At 66.4% G+C, this 22,265-nt stretch carries 23 protein-coding genes; 16 read left to right on the forward strand and 7 right to left on the reverse strand.

Annotation, left to right across the window (positions count from 1 at the left end; all coding sequences use genetic code 11):
- The first annotated feature begins 16 nt into the window (after positions 1 to 16).
- The 7 genes from OG247_RS33910 to OG247_RS33940 all read left to right on the forward strand — a co-directional run bounded on the left by OG247_RS33910 (position 17) and on the right by OG247_RS33940 (position 6,705).
- Entirely contained in the window at positions 17 to 805 is a 789-nt protein-coding gene (locus OG247_RS33910) for a thioesterase II family protein (protein ID WP_327255775.1), read from the forward strand.
- Positions 802 to 2,238, forward strand: coding sequence for an MFS transporter (locus OG247_RS33915; protein ID WP_327255776.1), 1,437 nt, complete (start codon positions 802 to 804; stop codon positions 2,236 to 2,238). The genes OG247_RS33910 and OG247_RS33915 overlap by 4 nt, the downstream gene beginning before the upstream one ends.
- A 4-nt stretch (positions 2,239 to 2,242) precedes the next feature.
- Positions 2,243 to 3,010, forward strand: a complete 768-nt coding sequence (locus OG247_RS33920) for a 4'-phosphopantetheinyl transferase family protein (RefSeq protein ID WP_327255777.1) — start codon at positions 2,243 to 2,245, stop codon at positions 3,008 to 3,010.
- A 42-nt stretch (positions 3,011 to 3,052) separates the two neighbouring features.
- A complete protein-coding gene (locus OG247_RS33925) occupies positions 3,053 to 4,639 on the forward strand; it encodes an acyl-CoA carboxylase subunit beta (RefSeq protein ID WP_327255778.1) in 1,587 nt (528 codons plus the stop codon).
- Between the two features lie 23 nt (positions 4,640 to 4,662).
- Positions 4,663 to 4,881 (forward strand): acyl-CoA carboxylase subunit epsilon, encoded by a 219-nt coding sequence (locus tag OG247_RS33930; RefSeq protein WP_327255779.1) that lies wholly within the window; start codon positions 4,663 to 4,665, stop codon positions 4,879 to 4,881.
- A gap of 67 nt (positions 4,882 to 4,948) precedes the next feature.
- Complete coding sequence (locus OG247_RS33935) at positions 4,949 to 5,743, forward strand: SDR family NAD(P)-dependent oxidoreductase (RefSeq protein WP_327255780.1); 795 nt, start codon at positions 4,949 to 4,951, stop codon at positions 5,741 to 5,743.
- An 80-nt stretch (positions 5,744 to 5,823) separates the two neighbouring features.
- Positions 5,824 to 6,705, forward strand: coding sequence for a helix-turn-helix transcriptional regulator (locus tag OG247_RS33940; RefSeq protein WP_327255781.1), 882 nt, complete (start codon positions 5,824 to 5,826; stop codon positions 6,703 to 6,705).
- Between the two features lie 22 nt (positions 6,706 to 6,727).
- Here the strand turns inward: OG247_RS33940 and OG247_RS33945 are convergent, their stop codons facing one another.
- Complete coding sequence (locus OG247_RS33945; RefSeq protein WP_327255782.1) at positions 6,728 to 6,952, reverse strand: hypothetical protein; 225 nt, start codon at positions 6,950 to 6,952, stop codon at positions 6,728 to 6,730.
- Between the two features lie 119 nt (positions 6,953 to 7,071).
- Positions 7,072 to 7,935, reverse strand: a complete 864-nt coding sequence (locus OG247_RS33950) for a hypothetical protein (RefSeq protein ID WP_327255783.1) — start codon at positions 7,933 to 7,935, stop codon at positions 7,072 to 7,074.
- A gap of 214 nt (positions 7,936 to 8,149) precedes the next feature.
- On the opposite strand from OG247_RS33950, the gene OG247_RS33955 reads away from it, so the two are divergent.
- A complete protein-coding gene (locus OG247_RS33955) occupies positions 8,150 to 8,713 on the forward strand; it encodes a pyridoxamine 5'-phosphate oxidase family protein (protein ID WP_327255784.1) in 564 nt (187 codons plus the stop codon).
- 34 nt (positions 8,714 to 8,747) lie between these two features.
- Here the strand turns inward: OG247_RS33955 and OG247_RS33960 are convergent, their stop codons facing one another.
- Positions 8,748 to 9,164: a VOC family protein gene (locus OG247_RS33960; RefSeq protein ID WP_327255785.1), complete on the reverse strand. Its 417-nt coding sequence runs from the start codon at positions 9,162 to 9,164 to the stop codon at positions 8,748 to 8,750.
- A gap of 761 nt (positions 9,165 to 9,925) precedes the next feature.
- On the opposite strand from OG247_RS33960, the gene OG247_RS33965 reads away from it, so the two are divergent.
- From OG247_RS33965 to OG247_RS34000, 8 genes are all read left to right on the forward strand, one after another.
- Positions 9,926 to 10,066: a hypothetical protein gene (locus tag OG247_RS33965; RefSeq protein WP_327255786.1), complete on the forward strand. Its 141-nt coding sequence runs from the start codon at positions 9,926 to 9,928 to the stop codon at positions 10,064 to 10,066.
- A 198-nt stretch (positions 10,067 to 10,264) separates the two neighbouring features.
- Positions 10,265 to 11,353, forward strand: coding sequence for a SagB family peptide dehydrogenase (locus tag OG247_RS33970; RefSeq protein WP_327255787.1), 1,089 nt, complete (start codon positions 10,265 to 10,267; stop codon positions 11,351 to 11,353).
- Positions 11,354 to 11,366: 13 nt separating this feature from the next.
- Positions 11,367 to 12,437, forward strand: coding sequence for a nitroreductase family protein (locus tag OG247_RS33975; protein WP_327255788.1), 1,071 nt, complete (start codon positions 11,367 to 11,369; stop codon positions 12,435 to 12,437).
- 7 nt (positions 12,438 to 12,444) lie between these two features.
- Complete coding sequence (locus OG247_RS33980) at positions 12,445 to 13,455, forward strand: hypothetical protein (protein WP_327255789.1); 1,011 nt, start codon at positions 12,445 to 12,447, stop codon at positions 13,453 to 13,455.
- Positions 13,456 to 13,464: 9 nt separating this feature from the next.
- Positions 13,465 to 14,469, forward strand: a complete 1,005-nt coding sequence (locus tag OG247_RS33985; RefSeq protein WP_327255790.1) for an ABC transporter ATP-binding protein — start codon at positions 13,465 to 13,467, stop codon at positions 14,467 to 14,469.
- Complete coding sequence (locus tag OG247_RS33990; protein WP_327255791.1) at positions 14,466 to 15,254, forward strand: ABC transporter permease; 789 nt, start codon at positions 14,466 to 14,468, stop codon at positions 15,252 to 15,254. The genes OG247_RS33985 and OG247_RS33990 overlap by 4 nt, the downstream gene beginning before the upstream one ends.
- Positions 15,248 to 16,045 (forward strand): ABC transporter permease, encoded by a 798-nt coding sequence (locus OG247_RS33995; RefSeq protein WP_327255792.1) that lies wholly within the window; start codon positions 15,248 to 15,250, stop codon positions 16,043 to 16,045. The genes OG247_RS33990 and OG247_RS33995 overlap by 7 nt, the downstream gene beginning before the upstream one ends.
- Before the next feature lie 10 nt (positions 16,046 to 16,055).
- Positions 16,056 to 17,360: a hypothetical protein gene (locus OG247_RS34000; protein ID WP_327255793.1), complete on the forward strand. Its 1,305-nt coding sequence runs from the start codon at positions 16,056 to 16,058 to the stop codon at positions 17,358 to 17,360.
- 16 nt (positions 17,361 to 17,376) lie between these two features.
- Here the strand turns inward: OG247_RS34000 and OG247_RS34005 are convergent, their stop codons facing one another.
- The 4 genes from OG247_RS34005 to OG247_RS34020 form a co-directional block, all read right to left on the reverse strand.
- Positions 17,377 to 17,880, reverse strand: coding sequence for a GNAT family N-acetyltransferase (locus OG247_RS34005; protein ID WP_327255794.1), 504 nt, complete (start codon positions 17,878 to 17,880; stop codon positions 17,377 to 17,379).
- 332 nt (positions 17,881 to 18,212) lie between these two features.
- Positions 18,213 to 19,982 carry a hypothetical protein gene (locus OG247_RS34010; protein WP_327255795.1) on the reverse strand — a complete coding sequence of 590 codons (1,770 nt, stop codon included), beginning with the start codon at positions 19,980 to 19,982 and terminating at the stop codon, positions 18,213 to 18,215.
- A gap of 184 nt (positions 19,983 to 20,166) precedes the next feature.
- Positions 20,167 to 20,928, reverse strand: a complete 762-nt coding sequence (locus OG247_RS34015) for an enoyl-CoA hydratase/isomerase family protein (RefSeq protein ID WP_327255796.1) — start codon at positions 20,926 to 20,928, stop codon at positions 20,167 to 20,169.
- Positions 20,929 to 20,960: 32 nt separating this feature from the next.
- Positions 20,961 to 21,830 (reverse strand): cytochrome P450, encoded by an 870-nt coding sequence (locus OG247_RS34020; RefSeq protein ID WP_327255797.1) that lies wholly within the window; start codon positions 21,828 to 21,830, stop codon positions 20,961 to 20,963.
- Positions 21,831 to 22,265 lie beyond the last annotated feature (435 nt).

Raw genomic sequence — 22,265 nt, forward strand, 5'->3', positions numbered from 1 at the left:
GAGCGAACGTCCCCGCATGCAATCGACAACGTCCCAGCGCGAGTTGTGGCTGCGGCAGTACCATCCGGGCCCGGACGGCGACGGTCCGGTACTCGTCTGCTTCCCTCACGCCGGCGGAGCGGCCACCGCCTTCCGCCCCCTGTCGGGCGACCTCTCCGCGCACGCGGAGGTCTGGTCCCTGCAGTACCCAGGACGCCAGGACCGGCACGCCGAAGCCCCCGCCACCCGCCTCGACGCGCTCGCCGACGCGGCCGCCGCCCTCCTGGGCGCGTACACCGGGCGGCCCCTGGTGCTCTACGGCCACAGCCTGGGCGCCCTCGTCGCGTACGAGACGGCCCGGCGCCTGGAAGACGCCTTCCCCGGCGTCGAACTGGCGGGTCTCCTCGTCTCCGGAGCGCAGGCCCCGTCGGTACCGCGCTCCCTCGGCGTGCACCTGCGTGACGACGACGGGGTCATCGAGGAGATCCGCAAGCTGGGCGGCACCGCCCCGGAGCTCCTCGCCGACCCCGACGTGCGCCGCATGATCCTGCCCGCCGTACGCGGCGACTACGAGGCGCTGGAGACCTACCGCTTCCGGGCCGCGGCTCCCCGGCTGCGCTGTCCGGTCAGCGCCCTGATCGGCAGCGCGGACACGCAGACCACCGAAGGGGGCGCACGGCTCTGGGAGGAGACCACCGCAGGGGGCTTCGGCCTGCGCACCTTGCCCGGCGGCCACTTCTTCACCGAGTCGCACCGCCCGCAGGTCGCCGCGGCCCTCGCCGAAGACATCCGCTCGTTCACCCATGCAGCACGGAGGATCCGTTGACATCCCGTCCCCGCCCGTCGTTCGGGCTGACCGTTCTCGCGGTCTCACTGCCGATGTTCATGGTGGCCCTGGACAACCTGGTCGTCACCAACGCCCTGGCCTCCATCCGCCACGACCTCGGTTCCACGGTGGAGAACCTCCAGTGGGTGACCAACGCCTACGTACTCGGTTTCGCGGGCTTCCTGCTGACCGCCGCCGGACTCGGTGACCGCTACGGCCGGCGCAAGGTCTTCGTCATCGGCATCACCGCCTTCACCCTGGCCTCCCTCGGCTGCGGACTGTCCGACTCCACCACCGCCCTGATCGTCTTCCGCACCCTGCAGGGCGTCACCGCCGCCGCCGTGCTGCCGCTCTCGCTCACCATCCTCACGGTCTCGGTACCGCCGCAGAAGCGCGGCGTCGCCATCGGCCTGTGGAGCGCGATCAGCAGCCTCGCCGTCGCCCTCGCACCGCTCGTCGGGGGCGCCATCACCACCGGCCTCGACTGGCACTGGATCTTCCTGGTCAACATCCCGATCGGCCTGATCGCCGTACCGCTCGTGCTCAAGGTGCTGGACGAGAGCCGCGGAGCGGCCGCCAAGCTCGACATCCCGGGTCTGGTCCTGGCCTGCGCCGGTGTGCTCGCCCTCGTCTGGGGCATCGTCAAGGGCGGCGAGGACGGCTGGACTTCGGCGGGAGTCGTGGCGGCCTTCGTGGCCGCCGCCGTTCTGTTCGTCGTGTTCCTGCTGTGGGAGCGCAAGGCCCCGTCGCCGATGCTGCCGCTGGCCATCTACCGGATCAAGGCCTTCTCGCTCGCCAACGTGGTCTCCCTCGCCGTCTTCTTCGGCCTCTTCGGCCCGATCTTCCTCATCGCCCAGTACCTCCAGGTCGCCCGCGGCCACTCCGCCTTCGAGGCCGGCCTGTGGACCCTGCCGTGGGCGGTCATGCCGATGCTCGTCGCCCCCTTCGCGGGCAAGTTCGCCCCGCGGATCGGCAGCGGCGTACTGATGGCGGCCGGCCTGTTCGTCTCCGGTGCCGGCCTGGCCTGGTTCGCCGCGGTCGCCGGAGTGGGCGCGTCCGACTGGGAGTACGTCGGCCCGTTCGTGCTGGCGGGTGCCGGCATGGGCCTGGTGTTCGCGCCGACGGCCATGGTGGTCATGAGCTCCGTCCCGCCGCAGATGGCCGGCAAGGCCTCGGGAGCCAACACGACCGTACGAGAGCTCGGTGGCGCCCTCGGAATCGCCGTGGCCACCAGCATCTTCTCCGGCTCCGGCTCCTACGACACCCCGCAGCACTTCACCGACGGCATGATCCCGGGCCTGTGGGTCGGGGCCGCGGTCCTGGCCGCGGGAGCCTTGGTCGCCCTTGCGATTCCGCGCCCGCGGAAGGCGGCCGCGGGGCAACCGCAGCCGCAGCCTGCGCCGAAGCAGGAAGCCTCCGCGGTATCCAACTAGGTTGATGAGTCTCGTGATCACGATGCCGAGGCTGAAGGAAGGCCCCGACTCCCCGCCGACGCCTCAGCCGGACCTCTGGCTGATCAAGGTGCCCGATGGAATGGGGGCGGACCGGTTCGACCAGTCCGTGCTTGATCCGGGGGAGCGGGAGCGGGGCGCCTCGTTCGACCGCCCGGAGCACGCCTCGCTCTACGTCGCCTCGCACGTGGCCCTGCGGATGATCATCGGTGGGTATCTGAACGTGCCCCCGCGAGAGGTCGGGTTCGTCCGGGAACCGTGCCCCGGCTGCGGCGAAGCGCACGGCAGGCCCGCCGTCGCCGTGGGGGAGACCGACCCCGCACTGCACTTCTCCCTCTCGCACAGCGACGGCACGGCGCTGGTCGCCGTGGCCTCGGCCCCGGTCGGGGTCGACGTACAGGGGCTGCCCCGGAGCGACACGGTGACGACCTGTCTCCCGTCACTCCACCCCGCAGAGGCTCTCGAGCTCACGAACGTGCCGCACGAGGCGCGCCGCGAGGCCTTCTGCCGGATATGGGTGCGCAAAGAGGCGTACCTCAAGGGAATCGGCACGGGGCTGAGCCGGGATCCCTCGCTGGACTATCTGGGCGCCGAGATCCGCCGAAGGCCGGCCGGCTGGACCATCACCGACGTCCCCTGCGGCCCCTCGCACCGCGGGGCGGTCGCCGTCCTGGGGAACACCGGGAACACCGGGAACACCGGGAACGGGCCCACGCTCCGCACCGTCTCCATCGGCTCTCTCGGCGTCACGTGAGACGTCCGCTCAACCAACACTGTTCAAGGGATTCGGTGCGACATGCACGGGAACGAAGAAGGCGCGGACATACGGGCCGCCGCCATGTGCGGCCGCGTGGCCGAGCTGCATGACTTGCGTGAGCAGGCGCGGCGTGGCCCGAGTGACCGGGCGACCGAGGCGCAGCATGCCAAGGGCAAGCTGACCGCGCGTGAGCGGATCGCGTTGCTGCTCGATGAGGGTTCCTTCAAGGAGGTCGAGCAGCTGCGCCGGCACCGGGCGACGGGGTTCGGTCTGGAGGCGAAGAAGCCTTACACCGATGGTGTGATCACGGGTTGGGGCACGGTCGAGGGCCGTACGGTCTTCGTGTACGCGCACGATTTCCGGATTTTCGGCGGGGCGCTGGGCGAGGCCCACGCGACGAAGATCCACAAGATCATGGACATGGCCATCGCGGCGGGTGCCCCGCTGGTGTCCCTCAACGACGGTGCCGGCGCTCGTATCCAGGAGGGTGTCTCGGCGCTGGCCGGGTACGGCGGGATCTTCCAGCGCAATACGAAGGCTTCGGGTGTCATCCCGCAGATCTCGGTGATGCTGGGGCCGTGCGCGGGCGGCGCGGCGTACTCGCCGGCGTTGACGGACTTCGTGTTCATGGTCCGGGAGACCTCGCAGATGTTCATCACCGGTCCGGACGTGGTCCGTGCGGTGACCGGTGAGGAGATCACCCAGAACGGCCTCGGTGGCGCGGACGTGCACGCCGAGACCTCGGGCGTGGCGCACTTCGCGTACGACGACGAGGAGACCTGCATCTCCGAGGTCCGCTACCTCATCACGATGCTGCCCTCCAACAACCGCGAGAACCCCCCGGTCCACGAGACCGCGGACCCGGCCGACCGCCGCTCGGAGGTCCTGCTGGACCTGGTCCCCGCCGACGGGAACCGCCCGTACGACATGCTCAAGGTCATCGAGGAACTCGTCGACGAGGGCGACGTCCTGGAGATCCACGAGCGCTGGGCCCGCAACATCATCTGCGCGCTCGCGCGGATGGACGGCCAGGTCGTGGGCATCGTCGCCAACCAGCCCGGCCACCTCGCCGGCGTCCTGGACATCCACGCCTCGGAGAAGGCGGCGCGTTTCGTCCAGCTCTGCGACGCCTTCAACATCCCCATCATCACCCTGCTGGACGTGCCGGGCTTCTTGCCGGGTGTCGACCAGGAGCACGGCGGGATCATCCGCCACGGCGCGAAGCTGCTGTACGCGTACTGCAACGCGACCGTTCCGCGGATCTCGCTGATCCTGCGCAAGGCCTACGGCGGCGCGTACATCGTCATGGACTCCCAGTCCATCGGCGCCGACCTCACCTACGCCTGGCCCACCAACGAGATCGCGGTGATGGGCGCCGAGGGCGCGGCCAACGTCATCTTCCGCAAGCAGATCGCCGACGCCGAGGACCCCGAGGCGATGCGTGCGCGCATGGTCAAGGAGTACAAGGCCGAGCTGATGCACCCCTATTACGCGGCCGAGCGCGGCCTCGTCGACGACGTCATCGACCCCGCGGAAACCCGCGAGGTCCTCGTCGCGGCCCTCGCGATGCTCCGCAACAAGCACGCGGACCTGCCCTCGCGCAAGCACGGCAACCCGCCCCAGTAGCCCCCGAAGGAGAACCGCCACCGATGAGCCCACATTCCACGCACGGGGCCACCGCAACGCTACTGAAGGTCGAGAAGGGCAACGCCGAGCCCGAGGAGCTGGCCGCGATCACCGCGATCCTCCTCGCCCGCGCCGCGGCCACCCCCGAAGACACCACCACCGCGACCGCCCGCTCCCAGGCCGGCTGGCGCCGCCTGGAACGCACCCCCGGCTTCCGCGGCCCCCGCAGCTGGCAGGGCTAGGAGGCTCTGGGAGACCCAGGTTGATCTGGTCCTGGTTGGCCCGAATCCGGGTGGCGAAGCTGTGGTCATGACCGACAGCAACAGTGGAATAGCCGGCTTCCAGGACCGTGTCGTCCTGATCACCGGCGGAACCAGCGGGATGGGCCTGGCAACCGCGCGTCTGCTCCTGGAAGCCGGCGCCCATATCGTCATCACCGGCCGCGACGATGCCCGACTCGCCCGCGCAGCCGAACAATTGGACGCGGCGTCCGACCGGGGTGCCCGTCTGCTCACCGTCCGGGCCGACTCCGCCAGCCTCACCGATCTCGACCGCTTGGCCGCCCTGATCCGTGAACGACACGGACGTCTGGACGGGGTGTTCGCCAATGCCGGAGTCGGCGTGTTCCAGCGCAGTGGCGAGGTCACCGAGCGGGACTTCGACCTCAGTGTCGACGTCAACTTCAAGGGGGTGTTCTTCACGGTCCAGAAGGTGCTGCCGCTGCTCGACGCGGCGGGTGGCGGTTCCATCGTGATCAACGCCTCGTGGACCCTGCACCGGGGCCTGGCCGTCGCACCGGTGTATGCGGCCACGAAGGCTGCCGTCCACAATCTGGCCCGCACCCTGGGCAGTGATCTCGCCGGGCGCGGCATCCGGGTCAACTCGATCAGCCCGGGCTACATCGTCACCGAGATGTTCGATGCCGCCAACCCGGACCCTGCCTCGCACGATGCCATCCGCGCCCAGGTGCCGCTGGGGCGGCTCGGCCAGGCCCAGGACATCGCCGAGACCGTGGCCTTCCTCCTTTCCCCGCGGTCGTCCTACATCACCGCCCAGGACATCGCCGTCGACGGAGGCCTGGTGACCGCCATCCCCACCTGCTGACAGCGAATGGTGGCTGCCTGGCCCTGCCTGGCCCCGGCAGGGCCAGGCAGCCACCCATCACAACCGGCGACAATCGCCGTATGAGCACAGCTGTCAACCTGGGCGAGTTCCTCCGAGGCCGCCGCTCCCTCCTGCACCTCGAAGACGTTGCACTGCCGGACTTCGGAGGCCGGCGCCGGGTCGCGGGCCTGCGCCGCGAGGAGATCGCACAGCTCGCCGGAGTGAGCGTCGACTACTACACCCGGATGGAACAGGGCCGCGTACCCAACCCCTCGGGCGCGGTACTCGACGCCCTCGCCCGCGCCCTGCGGCTGGACGCTGATGCCGCCCGGCACTTGCACCGCCTCGCCCGACCGCAGTCCGCCGCACGACACGTTCCCCCGCGCCAGACCCGGCCGCAACGCGTGCGCCCCATGCTCCAGCGGCTGCTGGACGATCTGGTGGACATGCCGGCGATGGTGATGGGCCGACGCATGGACATACTGGCCTGGAATGCGGCAGCAGCCGCCCTCTTCGGCGACTACGCGGATCTGGACCGAGCCGAGCGCAACATCGCCCGGATCACCTTCCTCGACGAGACGACCCGCGAGCTGTACGCGGACTGGACCTCCTGCGCCCGCGAGAACGTGGCCTACCTCCACCTGGCCGCAGGACGGCACCCCGAGGACCCCCATTTGGCGAGCTTGATCGGCGAACTGTCGATGAAGAGCGAGGACTTCCGCCGCTGGTGGGCCGAGCACCCGGTGCAGGACAAGACCTCGGGCACCAAGCGATTCCACCATCCGGTGGTCGGCGATCTGGAACTCGCCTACGAGACCCTGCGCCCGACGGACGACCCGGACCAGGCCTTGATCACGTACGCCGCCGAACCGGGCAGCCCCTCGCACGACGCCCTGCGGATGCTGCTGGCCTGGGCCACCAAGGCCCCTTCTCCCATCCCGGCCGACGACCGCACGCGCTGACCAAGACGCCCTCGGGACCGCGTCAACGGCGTGCTCGACCCTGGCCCGGCAGCAGCCGGATGGCGAGTACGGATCCGTCGGCCTGCACGGACACGGGACCACCCCACTTCTCGTCCCAGGCGAGTAGGGGCCAAGTGCGGCGGGTCGCGTGCACGATGGCGCGGTACTCCTCGACGCACCCTTCGGAGAGAAGCCCGAAGAGCCGCGCATCCACGCCGGAGAACGCCTCGACCCGGGGGCCGTTCAACCGGAAGACGTGGTCGGTGCCGGCGTACGTGGTTCCGAGGAGTTCGTGGCTGATGTCCTGGACGCTGGTGCTGGCGGCATGCTCGAAGCCGTCGAAGCGCTTGCTGCCCTGCCGGTCGGTCAGGTGACGGCGGTGGCTTTGCCGGAGCCGGTGAAGGCCATGAGGCCGGCCACCGCGGTGTGACCGAGAGTCTCCTGGAACCAGGTGTAGTACTTGGGCGTGACCTGGCAGCCGGGTACGGGCGCGGGTATCAGGTCGCCCTTGGGAGGCGGCTGGATGCCCGGTATGACGTTCTCCTGTGCGGGCCCGGAACCCAGATTCGCTTCCGATTCCCCGGAAGCGCCGGCCAGCCAGGCGCCTCGGCCCGGAGCCTGGAGCGTATGGACGGTCACGGTGCCGTCCGTCGGCAACTCCGTGCTGAACAGCAGGCTCGGGGTTTCGTTCCAACCACCGATATGCACCGCCTCGGCATGGACTGAGGCCGATGCCAACTGGCCCGCCGAAGTAGCGGCGTTGCCGTGGTTGCCCTTGCACGCGATGGGCATGACCAGGGACGGCTCACCGGGTCGCCAGACCTCGGCGAAGTACTGAGGACGGTAGCGGTACTTGACCTTCTGGCCCTTCTCCTTGCTGGTGAGCGCCCACCCCGCGCGCAGTACGGTGTCCGCGGGCAGGATCGTCACGGAATGCTCGGCCAACCCCCGCCCCGCACCCCTGCCCGACAGCGCTGTCGCCCTGCCCAGCGTATGAAGGACGTCCCACAGGGTGACTTCCATCTGGCGGCTGATTTCCGTCCGCGGGATCGCCGCGAGGCGCGGCTTGCGCCGAAGGAGTTCGTCCCCGTTCTCCTCCCTCACCTTGTCATCCGCAGCTATGACCTTTTCCACCTTCCCGACCAGCTCATCACTGGAGCGGACGGAGACGTTCGACGACTCGACGAGATCCAGAAGTACCTTCTTGGCAGGCTTCAACGCTTCCCCCAACAGCTCGTACCAGCGCTCCGGACGCCGTGAAGGTACGGGCGAGGTGGGCGGAGCACGCAAGTGCGCAGGGGCGCGCACCCGGGCTCAGGGCCCGGCATCGCTTTCGGGCAGATTCCGGCCTGTCGGGCTGCTCCGTTCGGCGGGCGGGGTCCGTAGGGGAGAGGGACCATGTGAAGAACCGACGTTGAGGACCCAGAGTCATGAGGAGTCCGCCATGCCGGCACCGGCACAGGAACCGCAGACCGATCTTGACGCCCGTTACAGCTCCCCCGACGCCACCGCCACGCCCTGGGCGGAAGCCGTCTCGCGCCTGGAGGAGGCCGAGATCTTCTGGCTGACGACCGTCCGTCCCGATGGCCGCCCCCATGTCACCCCGCTGCTGGCGGTGTGGACGGATGGCGCGCTCCACTTCACCACCGGCGAGCGGGAGCGCAAGCGGCTCAACCTCGCCGCCAACCCGAACGTCGTCCTCACCACCGGCACCAACGCCTACGCCGACGGCTGTGACCTGGTGGTCGAGGGCGCGGCGGTCCGGGTCACCGACGAGGAGCGGCTGGTCGGGCTGGCGGCGGCCTGGGAGGCGAAGTACGGCCCGGAATGGCACTTCGAGGTGCGGGACGGGGCCTTCAGCACCGCTACGACGACGGCGGCCCCGCCACCGACGGAGGAGACCGAGGACGCGGGCCGTGCCGTCGTCTTCGAGGTGGTGCCCCGTACCGCCTTCGGATTCGGCAGAGGCGAGAGCTTCAGTCAGACGCGCTGGCACTTCGCCCGCTGAGAGACCTACGCCCTCGGACCCCGAAGCCGCCGGATCAGCTCTGCTGTTCGCTGACGTTGACCATCCACGTGATGCCGAACTTGTCCGTGCACATGCCGAAGACGTCGCCCCACATCTGCTTCTCCAGGGGGACGGCCACCGTGCCGCCGTCGGACAGCTTGCTCCAGTAGCCCCGCAGCTCGTCCATGTCGTCACCGCTCAGGCTCACCGCGATGTTGTTGCCGGGCTTGTGTTCCGTCCCGGGCGGATTGTCGGCGCCCATCAGGGTGAATCCGCTGGTGGTCTCGAGCATGCCGTGCATGATCTTGTCGGAGTATCCGGGGGGTGCCTCGGAGCCGAATCCGCCGTAGGTGTGAACGGCCAGCTCGCCGCCGAACACCTCCTTGTAGAACTCCATGGCTTGCTTCGCTTCGCCGGCGAAGCTGATGTACGGGTTCAGGCGAGAAGCCACGTTCACTCCCTTTGAGGCGAATGGTCAGTGCGGGCAGCCTACGTGCGCCGCGTGCGCACGGAGGCTTCCCCCCGCCCGTCCGCCCACCTCGTGTCGCAGACCCGTAGGGCCTGCCCACGACCTCGTGCAACCGGCGGACTTCGCCGCAGAACAGCAGCCGGCCTTGCTCGTCGGTGATGACCAGGGCCACGTGTGTCACGCCGTGCCGTAGACGGACCAGGGCGACAAGGAGCCGGTCGACGAAGACGAACTTGCACTTCGCGCCCGCACCGACAGCCCGCCGGCGCGGCCGGTCGAGCAGCTCGGCGTCTCTGCGGGCCTCCCGGCCCCAACTCCGCTAACAGCTCTGCGATCACGGACGCCACGCCGACATGCGCGAGGTCGTCGGGCACTGGTGACGATCGACTGGTCGGGCCGGCCCTCGGCCCTCGTCGGCCCTCCGCCCCAGCCATTCGTTCAGCTGTATGGGCAACACCACGAATTCCGCGCAGAGTTGGTCATGGATCTCGTCCGGGAAATTCGCACCAGCCGGCCTGGAGGGGAAGCAACTCCCTACTTGCATAGGTCCTTTGATCTGGGTTGCTCATTTGTCGCGTGCGACCGGTATGCACCTTTAGCGGTAGGCAACCGGCCGGGCCGGGCGCGGATGTCCGCTGTGTCGGAATTTTGCTCGATTTGACAATGGAGCAAACTACAAAGCTATTGACAATCTCGCTCCAAGGTGAAGATCATCAGACGTCCCCAGACGGGGGCTCTCTCAAATGAAGGAGTTCTTCATGGCTGTTAACGAGACTGTCGAGGCTGTCCGCGAGATCCTCGTGGAGGACATTGTCGAGGCCGAGGTTTTCGCTCTGGACCTGGCCGAGTTCCAGCCTGTCGCCGGCATGAAGCAGCTTGGCTGATACGCCGACAGCGTTAACTGTCAGACTTCCCGATGAAAATCGGAAAGTCGGGCGACCGCTCGCGTCTGCTTCTCAACTCACGCTGTTGATGCTCGCGAACGGATTGGTAGTTCCTAAGTGGTGGGCCCAGGCTCCAGCCGGGCCCACCACTTGTTTCACGGGAAGCGTGCGGATTCGGACTCTACGACAGGAGGCAAAGTGAAAGTGCGTCGCGCTCTGGACCTGCAGTTCCAGGCTATCGGGGATAAGTTGCAGTTCCATAGCCCACGCGAAGGCGTCCTGTACGACGGCAGTGCACTGCGAGACTCCCGGCTCGTAGATTTCCTGGTAAGCCTGTCTGGGTGGGAGCCCGAGGACGAGGTCGTCGGCCGGTTGGCCGGCATCGTCGAGATCTCCGAACCTGCTGCCCGTACGGAGGTGAAGCGGCTGGTCAAGGGAGGGGTCCTGGTCTCCGACGAGGATCCCGAGCAGGTGGACACCTTCGATGCCACACCGCTTTGGTCCTCGCATGGCTGGCAAGAAGCCTTCACGTACCAGGTGCTTTCGGATTCGATCAAGCGGGTCGACTATCGAAGTCGCGACGGTGCGCAGGCCGATATTGCGATCATGCATCAGTATCTTGCGGAAGAATCGCAGCCGGCCATCCACAAGGCCCCGATGTCAAACTCGACAGTCACCCTGCCGGAGCCCTGTAAGACTCTTAACGTCACGCTTCACGAGGTATTGTCCAGAACCGGCATCCCCGACCAGCCGAGCGCTCCGATGAGCATGCAGGACCTCTCCACTTTCCTGTACTTCTCATTCGGTCAGATCGGACTGAAGAAGACGCCGGCCTTGGGCGATCAAGTGCGGAAGGTCAGTCCGTCGGGCGGAGCTCGCCATCCCACTGAGGCGTATCTCATTATTCTCGACGCCGAGCATCTCGCCGCAGGTGTATATCACTACGGCGTGCGGGATCATGTCCTGGAATTCATTACGAGCGACGTCGACCAGGACTGGGTCGCCCGTAATATCGCCGGAAAGCCTGAGTGGATGAGGATTTCTCCTACGATGGCCATCGTTCTCACCAGTCGCGTGGAGCGGAGCATGTACCGGTATCGGGAGAACTATTCGTACCGACCGATCCATCATGATGTGGGTCACATTCTGGAGACTGCTTCTCTCGCCGCCAGGGCGCTCGGTCACAAATTCTTCCGCGGATTCTCGGTGGCCGATCGCGAAGTCAGTGAGAAGCTCGGAAACCCGAGGCTGACGGAGCCCACCATGGCCTTCATGCTTCTGGCCTGAGAGGAATCGGATCGTGACTTATCTCCTGAATGAATTTATGCGGATCCGTCTCGAGGACCCTCTGCAATGCGACCTGCTCCTCGAGGGCAAGACGTACGGGCTGCCAGACGTCCGGTGCCTTCCCGTCCTCGCCTCGGTGAGCGAACCGACCAGCAGAGAAGAGCTGGTCGCCAGGTTTCGGAAAGCCCTGGGAGCCGATGAGCGGAGCATCGAACATCTGGTGACTCGCATGATCGACACTCGGATCTTCCGGCCGTCGGACAGCGAGCACGAGCTCATGCCGCAAGTCGGTGTGTGGCAGAAGTACGGCTGGACCGATGCCTTGGTCTATCACCTCATGGCAGACCGTCAGATCTACTCGGACGTCGTGGGATCACCTGCGCCCGCCGACAGCGAGGAGGTCCTCCGTGCCCGGATTGCGGAACGTCGCCCGCCGGCCTTCTGGAAGACTCTGGACGTTCCCTACCAGCCGCTGCCGGCACCGGCCGAGCCGGCGGACCGCGACTTGGCGGACGTCCTGCTGTCGCGTCGCAGCCACCGCCCCTGGACCAAGCAGAGGATGACAGCGGCACAGCTCAGCCGCGTACTGACGGACGTCAACGTTCCTCTCGTCACTCAGCGGCGTGCAGCGGAGGCAAATTTCGAGAAGACTCCCTCCGCGCTCATGCACAACAGCTTCGGCGACGTGGAAACCAGCGTCATTGTTTATGACGTCGAAGGCCTCGAGCCCGGCATCTACCACTACGATCCCGATGGTCACGGCCTCGGGCTCATCCGGAGTGGTGACCTGAGGGATGAGGTGCAGACCGCTTTCGTTGGTCAGTCGCGGGCGAGTTCGGGCTCGTGCTCCCTCCTTCTCTCAGTTGTCTGGGAGCGTCACCTGTATCGCTATGTGAACAACCCGCACGGATATCGGTCAATGATGGAGTGCCTGGGCCAGTTCGCACAGCGCTACTTGCTTGCCTGGACTTCCCTGGGCTTCGAGACGTTTCCCACGCCTGCCCACTACGCCGCTCTTACCGACAGCCTCATAGGTACGAAGCGATTCGAGGAGACCGGGATCTACCTCCTCACCGCGGGGTAGGCGGCCCATGAGCGAGATCGAAGCGGTCGCCGACGTGTGGCAGCTGTCCCCCACCTTGTCCCTGGTACGGGTGGGAGACGAGTGGCTCATGGACGACCCCGCCAGAGGCGGCCAGCGCATGCTGAACACATTTCCCGAATGGCTTGGGCGGGCGCTGACCGGGCTGGCCTCAACGGGAACGGTGACGCCCGAGTTTGCCGCTGACCTCCTCAGAGGCGCCGGTGTGCCGGCGGAGCACCTCGACTTCTGCCTGCGTTCCTTGGTGGAAGGAGGCGTTCTCGTCGACCCTGGCTTCTGTCCCCCCGAGCGGGATGCCGGCAGCCTGCGGGATCGGCAGTGGGCCATGATCTCGCCGCCGGCGGACTACCGGGACTCCGGGACGAGGGATGCCGACATGAAGCTGATGTACAGCTATGCCGCCGAGGCCGAACCGCCCGCGTCATCCACGCCGGCGCCGGCGGCATGGGCAAGGATTCTCCTTCCTCGCCGCGGTCCGGATGCCGAAGCAGGCTTCCTTGGTGAACTCGGCCGGCTGCTGTATCTGACTCATGGCGTGCAGTCGGAGATGGACTTCGGCCCGCTGCCGCGGAGCCGTCGGACAACACCGTCCTTCGGGGCGTCGCACCCATTCGACATCTCGGTGAGCACCTCGCGACTATCCGGGAAGCGGACAACCTACTACTACCAAGCGAGCGAGCACAGCCTGGTCGCTCTGCCGACGTTGGTCTGCGACCCGGACACCGGCGACGCGCCGGAGCCGTCCGCCGGCGGCGACTTCGATCTGTCGATCCACCTGGCGATCGAGCGCGCCCACTGGAGGTACCGCACCAGCCAGGTCTATCCCACGGTCCTACTGGACCTGGGCCACCTGACCGAGACGCTCCACCAGGTCTGCGAGAGCATGGGCGTTGGCCTCACAGTGACCGCGGGCCGTATGGAGCCTGCACTGTCGAAGGACGATCAGGCGCTGGGCCCCAGGCTCCGCAAGTACCGCGTCCAGCTGCGAACACGAGGTTGATGATCGGTCATGTCTGCCATATCCATTCAGAATCTACATCGGCGCTTCGACTCCAGGAAGGGCCGCTTCCTCGGTAGGACTCACGAGGAAGTCCTCGCCCTTCGGGGTATCGACCTGGAGATCGAGCGGGGCAGTCTCTTCGGACTGCTCGGCCCGAACGGAGCCGGAAAGACCACGACTGTCAGGATCCTCACCACGCTGCTCATGCCCAGCAGCGGGGCGGTGCGCATCCACGGCATCGACGTAGCGGCCGACCCGCACAGCGTTCGGGCCCACATCGGCTACGCCTTCGGTGGCGAGAAGGGCTTCTACGACCGGCTCAGCGCCCGGGACAACCTGCTCTTCTTCGCAGACCTGTACGAGATCCCCGTGCGCGAGCAGTCCCGGCGTGTCGCCGAACTGCTCGAGCTCGTCGATCTCACCGACCGTCGAACGGACCGGGTGGAGACCTATTCACGCGGGATGAAGCAAAGACTCCACATAGCCCGCAGCCTCCTCCACGACCCCAGCGTCGTCTTCCTCGACGAGCCAACCAATGGACTCGACCCCGTCGCTGCCCGGAACATCAGGTCGGTGGTGCTGCAGCTCCGGGAGACGGGGAAGACCGTTCTGCTGACGACGCATTACATGTTCGAGGCGGAGGAGCTCTGCGACCGTCTCGCCGTGATCAACCATGGCCAGATCGTCGTGCAAGGCACTGCCAGGGAACTGGCCACGGCGGCGGAGTCCGGGATCGTGGTGCGGGTCGAGACCCGAGGTCTGAACTCCTCACTCTGTGAGGGCCTGACTCGGCATCCATCCATCATCGACGCTTCACTTGAGCCCCTCGGTGACCGGGAGTTGCTGACGGTCCGGACGTCCCTCGCCGCCCCGGAAGAAGCCGAAGCGATCGTGAAGAAGGGGCTCGAAAGCGCCGGAGCACCAACGCTGCTTCACCTGTCGCTGCGGGAGCCGACCCTGGAAGACACCTACGTCACTCTTGTCAGCCAGGGCAGTACGGGAGCAACCGAGTGAACTCGGCAGGAGTACTCAACGGCGCCGTCTCGTTCGCCACAGCCACCTGGTTCCACATCCGTGACCTGAGCCGTGAGACATCGGACGTCGCACTGAACCTGATCACCCCGGTCTTCTACGCCTGCATCGCCTACTTCCTCTATGTGGCAGGCGGCAGACAACACAACCTCCTCAACCTCATGATCGGCGTCGGCCTCATGGGCATGTGGAGCACCATCATGTTCGGCGCGGGCACCGTCATCAAGGCTCAGCGGCATCAGGGCACCTTGGAGTTCCTACTGGGCTCGCCCAAAAAGTTCTCCTCCATCGTCATCCCCATCACCACGGCGGCCTCGGTATTCGGAGCGGCATCGATGTTGCTCACCTGTTTGTGGGGAGTGCTCGTGTTCGACGTACGGGTCGCTCCGGCGGACGTCGCGGGCATGACGCTGGCCGCGGTGGTGACCACCCTGTCGATGGGTGCCTTCGGCCTACTCGTCGCGGCGCTGTTTGTTCAGGCACGGCGGGCCGAGAGCCTGGCCTCACCGATGATCGCGCCGCTGTGGATGGTCTCGGGCATCATGGTCCCGGTCTCCGGTCTCTTCGAGCCGCTACGCCCGGTCTCCCGCATCCTCCCCATGTCCTGGGGTGCCGAAGCGGTACGGGCGGCCGCGGCCGGCTCGCCGTACCTACCCCAGTTGGCATGGTGTGCGGCCGTGGGCCTCGTCTACCTGTTCGTGGGCTCGTGGGCGATCAACGTCGTAGCCAAGCGGTCGCGGCACAAGGGAGAAGTGAACCTGTGGTGACCCGTTCCCAACCAGGTCTCGCCGCGCAGGCGATCTCCTGCTGGAAGACCTCGTTCCTCTCGTTCCGCGCCTTGTTCAACTGGCTCACGCCAGGGCAGTTCGTACTGGCCATGGTGGCCACCCCGATCATGGAGATGATCTTTTTCGCATTCCTCGGATCGAGTCTTGGAGTGGAGAACTCGCGATTTTTCCTGCTCGGTGGAGCCATGCTCGCCGCATGCGGACCGTCTGTCGCGGGCGGTGTCATGGCTCTGACGAGTGAACGTCATTTCGGCACGTTCGAGCACCTTCTCGTCAGCCGCCGTTCGAGGAGCTACCTGCTGCTCATGCGAGCGATCCCCTATAGCTTCATGGGGATCGTGGCATCGGCACTGACCCTTGTGGCGGGAATGATCGCGCTCCGTGTCACACTGCCTCCCCGGGAACTCGCCACGTTCGTCATCCTTCTGTTCTTCGGATGCCTGTCATCGGCGTTCTTCGGAATGGCTCTGGGAGTGCTGGGACTTGTCGTCAGCAACGTCTTCCTGCTGATGAACGTAGCCATCAGCACGATCTCCATCGGCGCCGCACTGGTCGTTCCGTTCTCGGTCCTTCCCGTCGGGGTGCAGCTCGCCTCGCATGTGCTACCCGTGCGGCATGTTGCCGCAGGCGTACGAAATATGGATGTACAGGACTTCGGTTCATCGCTTCTCTGGAACGCGGGGAGCGAACTCCTGGTCGCAGCAGGGTGGGCGCTCGTCATGCTGGCTTCGTTCAGCCGCCTTGAATCGAGAATGCGCCGTGAGGGGTGAAGGACACCACATGAGCAGAATCAATGCCGCAGTCATGCTGCTCCGTCCCCAGAACGGAAAGAACATGGTCGCCGGGATCAACGGGGCTCCGGCCGTGATCCCCGTCGACGTCGACGAAAACTGCCGGGAAGCGGTGCACGTCACGCAGCGTCTGCAGGAAGAGCTGGGAGGTCTCCTCTTCCTGCGACAGGTGATAGACATACCAGGGGGTGAGGAGCGCCTGTTCGTTGCCGAAGCCCAAGGCCGTTCATTCGCCCAGAAGCTGTGGATTCCCGTCGACGAGAACCGCGCCGGCGTGATCCACGCTCTGCGTACCGCCCTGAGGGGGGCAGGGGCCTCGGACCACTTCTACGATTCGGTGGTCGAGGAAATCCTTGAGGCGCCGCACCTGCCCTGGTCCAGGCCGGACTGGTTCAACGCGTTGCGCCGCCGGCTGGATGCCCATTTCGGGGAGCCGACAGACATTCAGCCGTACAAACTGCGTAGGGGAAGTCTTACCGTCCGCGCCGCCAACAGCCACGGGATGTACGAGATCCATACCGCGGCTCATGGCATGGCGCAGTGGGCGGGCGATGCCCTGCACGACGCGGAGTCGAGGGGACTCCTGCGGGGATGCCGGCCGGATCTCATCGCTTCCTTCCCTGACCTGGGCGCCGAGCTCAGGGAAGCTCCCCTCGGCACCAGTCTGGCAAAGCTGGGAGATCTGAACCACTGGGCCACCGCGATGGAATCCATGGCCGAGCTGCAGATCCGCTCATCCATGGCGCGAAGCTCCGTCACCGCGATCTCGACCGCGGAGCTTGCCTCGCGCTTCGGTGACTGCCTGCGGGAATGGCAATCACAGGAGACTCTCGGCCGGGGGTTCGGCGCGCGTTCACTCGAGTGGATTCAGGACTCTGTGTCCGCAGCGAGTGACGTGCTCAACGCATCAGTCCTGCCCGACGTACTCGTCAACGGTGCCATGACCGGTTTTACGACCTATGCCGAGGGCAGTCGTATTCAGGTGTCCGAATGGCATCCGACGTACATCGGTCACCCCTTTACCCTGCTGGCACGCCTCCTGTCACACCGTGCCGGTGCATTGGCCGGGCACACGCAGGCAGATCTCGCGCGGCCCTTCGTCGGGGCCTGGATGCGGTACGGCCGGCCCGCCGACGTGACCAAGGAGGCCAGGGCGGGGATCGTGGTGGGAAGCGCTATCCAGGCCACCGCGGCATGGGAAACAGGACGGACGTCCACAGCATTCGTGCCCCCTGCCTTGGGACAGCAGATCGCGGGCTGGTGCGAGACGATCCTCCGTGGGGCGACGAACTGAAGGCGGATAAGGCGGATTAGGAGGGCATGGAACGCCGGTACCGCAGCTCGGTGGCTGCGACATCGCCGTACATTTCGCTCTCCTCCGCGCCGTCCGCCGCATAGCCGGCTGCTTCGTAGAACCGTCGGGCGCGAGAGTTGTCCCGCAGTACCCACAACTGCATGGTTTCGAACTGCTTTGCCTCGGTGTGATCGTGTACCGCATCGAGCAAGGCGCGGCCGATGCCCCGTCCCATCAGCGTGGGCTCGACATAAACGGCGTACACCTCGCCAGGAATCGGGGCATCCGTCTCGCCCCTATACGGGCCGAAGCAGATCCAGCCGACGGGAACACCGTCCTCGTCGACCGCGACCAGGTCCACCACCGATCCTCTCGATGATGCGAACCCCTCCCTGCGACGCTGAGCGTCATTCTCGGCGGACATCCCATCCAGGTAAGACTGGGGGATGATATCGACGTATGCCGACTGCCATCCGCGCACGCGCAGGGCTGCCACGGGGTCGATGTCGGCTTCGTTCATCTCTCGGAGTATCACCATCACCGCATCATAGCCACCCATTGATCCGATCCGACTTGGATCTTGAACCGGGCCTGTATCCCCAATGGTCTCTGCCGGATAGGTCGCAACTTCCGATCGAGGAGCCGTCCCCAACCGGCGGAAAGGCCTGTGCGACAGCGCGGCCCGCTCGCCCGGGACCGGCAGATTGAGCCTCGCGCCTGCTGTCACCGGACTCGTTAGGCCTACCTTTCCGAGGCTTTCACCCTGCTGCCCCGTTTGCGCAGCCGATTGACCCCAGCCGGAGCCAGGCCGTGGGCCCCGAGTAGATGACGATCACGACGCATGGGCCCGCTTCAGGTGTCCGAACCAGCGGTCTCGGGTACGAGCACGGCGACGATCTTGGCCGAGATCCATCTGCCCGAGGCGATCTGCGTCTCTCCGACGCTGACAGGGTGGAGAAGCATCTCCGTGGCCGCCAGCACGGACAGCATGGCGCTGCGGACGCCGATGGCGGGCGCCAGGCGCCGGTAGAGATCCAGCAGTTTGGCCGCTTCCTTGGCCAGAACCCTTCCTTCGAACCAGTCCCCGTCGTCGCGTGCCTGCTTGAGGCCGTCGAGGACTTCTAGGACGTCCTGAGGGTTCCAGCCGTCAGCCGTCGACAGCCACACGATCAGCTCCGCGAGCGGGTCATCGGCCGCCGCGTCGAAGGGCGGCGGGTTCACGCCCCGGGCAGACACCTCACGACGGGGTTCCGGCAAGTTCACTTCCAGCTCGGCCAAGCTGGTTTCGCAGGGATGCACGTCCAGTACGTTGTAGAAGAGCGTTCGGGTCATCGCCGCGAGGCCGAGCCCTTGGATCTCGCTGAAGGGCTTGATCTCCCAGCCCGGCTCGTCGACCGCCCGCTGGACGTGCCCTTCGAACTGGTTGAGGGCGTGGGTGCTTAGGTTGGCCCGTGGTGCCTGCGGGTTCTTTTGCGCAGCCTCTGCCGCGCCCCGAGTCACCCGCCAGACGAGGTTGTAGATCTCCCCCAGGGGACGGCACTCAGCCACCTTGCCCAGCGCTGTCCTGAGCCGTGCCACGTGATTGTCCGGTACTGCCGGCAGTCGTACTTCCTCAAGCCGGTGTTCGAAGTAGCGCAGCCCTTCGGCAACCAGCAGCTCGTGGGCAACTGCCAAAAGCTCGTCCTGCTCGCCCGCCGTCATGTCCATGGGCGCCAGCGCAGCGGCGAGATGCCCGTCGAGCCCCTCCACGGCCTTGCCCATGCTCGTTCCGATGGGCGCGAAGTAGTGAGCGACCGTGGGATAGAACTGGTGTGTCAGTTCGGGCTGTGGAACTGCGCCGAGGTCACCCCCGGCATCACGAACGGCATCCTCGAAGGAAGCCGGCTCCCACACCACCGCACTTGCAGGGCTCGACGGATGGATGGCGATGAGGGATGCCCGCACCAACGACCCGAGGAGCTTGGAAATCTCCTCGCTGTCCGGGTGCAGTGGTACTGGCCAGGAGCCCACGCTCCTGAACGGATCCGATGCGGGCGCGTAGCGCAGGAGAGCGAAAGCCCCGACCATCTCCCGGATCCCGGCCACCGGCAGCTCCTGCGAAATGGAAGGGAACTCGACGGGATACCCGGCGACCATCTCGTTCGACTGCTGCTGATGCCACCGGGACCGAGCCTCGGCGATGACCCGCTGGGCCGCCTCCGCCTCCTTCTGTTTTTCCCGCTTCGCCTTGCGCGCCGGATTCAGCACCACCTTCACTGCCGCCAGCAAGGACTCCGTGCAGTCGACACAGACCTGCTGCCCGCCGTCGCACAACTGCTGAAAGGCAGTACGCGAAGTAAGGCTCAGCTGCCCTCCACACTTCGCGCAGGCCACTCCCTCCACCACGGCCCGCACCCCTGCGGCGGCGACGGCATAGATCTGCCGGCCCCAACCGGATGTGTCGATCTGCGCCGTCTTCTCACACCACACCGCCGTCCCGAGCTCAGGGTGGAACCCGGCCAAGGCCCAGTAGCGCTCTCCAATGGAGACGAGCTCAGCATCCGCACCCGCCACCGGAAACAAGGTGGGGATGAGGGCAGCATGCGCGTCGGTGGCCGGACGCACGTCGGGGGAATCAGTCACGACGCTCACCCTATGCATCCGTGCGTCGGCCCGTCTCAAGATCAGACGCCCCGAGCCGGGCTCCGCCGACAGTTGTCAACCGACCACAAGGGGCCCAGCACACCGCAGCGTTCACAACAGGATGGCGAAGGGGTTCGGGCAGCCACCCCAGTCGCTCGCAGGCGGGCGTTGCACCTGGCTGAAGTCACCGCCGATGCAACGCCCGCCTGGCGACAGCAGCCGTCAGCAACTCGTCGTCGAAGTGCGAGGCGACGGCAAGCTGAGTTGCGCCTGCGCGCGCGTTCAGCATGCTCTTCGTGATCCGCACGGTAGTCGGGTCACGGCGAATGATCGGCTTCGCCCAGCGCGCGACTGCAGCGTCGAGATCACCTGCAGGCACCACCTCATGCAGGATGGACAGTTGCTCCGCCCTGGCGGCGTCGAACCGCTCGGCCGTGAGCAGGAGTCGGCGAACCCAGGCCTGCCCCGCCTCTTCCGCGAGACGGGGAAGGACACCGCCCCAGGCGGGCGGGACTCCGAGGCCAACCTCCGGCATCCGGAATCGGCAGGTGTCTGCTCCGACGCGCAGATCGCAGAAGACCGCGAGGCCGAGGCCGGCGCCTATGACATCGCCGTGGAGGCGGGCGATGGTGACAAGTCTCAGTTGCGAGAGCGTCGAGCACACCCGCTGGGCCTTTTCGGCGAGGGACCTCAGCTCGGAGCCGGATGGGTCTCTCTCCAGCAGTGCGGGGAACTCCGCGCGGTCACCTCCCTGGCAGAAATGGTCTCCCGCACCGGACAGCACCATCACGCGGACGGTGGTGTCGTCCTCCAAGGCGCGCAGGACCTGCAGCAGTTCGCTGAGCATCTGGCCGTCGACGCTGTTGCCTGTCTCGGGGCGGTTGAGCTGCACCCTGAGGATGGGCCCTTCGTCGGTCACCTGGAGGGCCTTGAAGTCCGTGAACATGTGGGGCTGTGTCTCGTTTCTCGAGTCGGTGGTCAGGTGAGGGTGAGTTGCAGGGACGTAATCCGTCGGAAGGCCACGCGGGGCGCCCATCGCGGGGGCCCGCTCAGGCGCGGCCGTATCGAGCGACTGAGGAGCGAGGTGAGCAGGGTGACAGCTTCCAGCCGCGCCAGGGCGTTGCCCGCGCAGTAGTGGATTCCTGCTCCGAAGGCCAGGTGGGACGCTCCGCGACGGAGGCTGAAACGATAGGGGTCGGGGTAGCGTGCGGGATCGTGATGGGCGGCCCCCACCATGAGCTGCACCATTTGGCCGGCCGGCACCAGGGTGTCTCCGAGCTGGGTACCCGTCTGGGCCACACGGCTGATCATGTGGATAGGGGCGTCGTAGCGCAGTACTTCATCGACGGCGCCCGGGACGAGTTCGGGGTCACGGCGCAGTGATTCCAGATGCTCGGGGTCTTCGAGGAGCAGGCGCACCGACGTGGACAGGACATGCGAGGTTGTCTCCAGCGCCGCGAGAATCATGAAGAGCGCGAGAGCGTGAACGGCTTCGTCTGCGCGGTGCCGGTCAGGTTCGAGCGCATCCCAGGTCCGAAGCCACTCCGAAACCGGGTCGTTCCCTGGTTCCTTACGGCGCGCACGGATCAACTCGGCGAAGTAGGTTCGCAGTTGCCTGGTAGCGCTATCGGAGAGGGCCAGCTGGCTCGGCGTGGGGAAGAGCTCCTGCGCGAAAACCTGGTCATGCGTCAGGGTGCGCAGGAGTCCGTAGTCGGTGGCAGGTATCCCCATCCACTCGCCGATGGTGATGATGGGCAGTTCTTCGCTGACGAGTGTGTGGAAATCGGCTGACCCATGGCGCAGTTGGTCGGTGAAGTCGGTGAGCAGCCGGTCGACGGCCCGCTCCACGGACGGACGAAGGACTTCGAGCGAGCTGTGGGGGAAGAGGCTCCCCAGAGACCGCCGTTCCCTCGTGTGCTGGGGCGGGTTGAGCATCGGCAGAGACGCGGCCATCTGCTGCGAGGCGGGTGAATTCCATCGAGCCGATTTGTTTGTCCGCCAATCGGCGTCGGGAACGCTCCAAGCCTTGTCTCGAAGGATCTGGTCACAGAGAGCGTAGGACGTGACAATGTATCCGCCCCATGGCGCCGGGATAAGCTCTCCCATTTCCGCGAGTTGCCGATAGGCGGGCAGCGGATCCGACTGTCCCGCCTCTGTTCGCAGCCGAGAAAAAAGAGCCGTTAACGCCCGCCGGTCGACGCCGACAGTAGCCGTGGAAGTATTCAAAATAACTCTTTCTTGCAAGATCGAACAGTGACAGCCAGTGCTGCCTACCCTCACCGT

It is taken from the genome of Streptomyces sp. NBC_01244 (assembly GCF_035987325.1).
GTDB lineage: Bacteria > Actinomycetota > Actinomycetes > Streptomycetales > Streptomycetaceae > Streptomyces.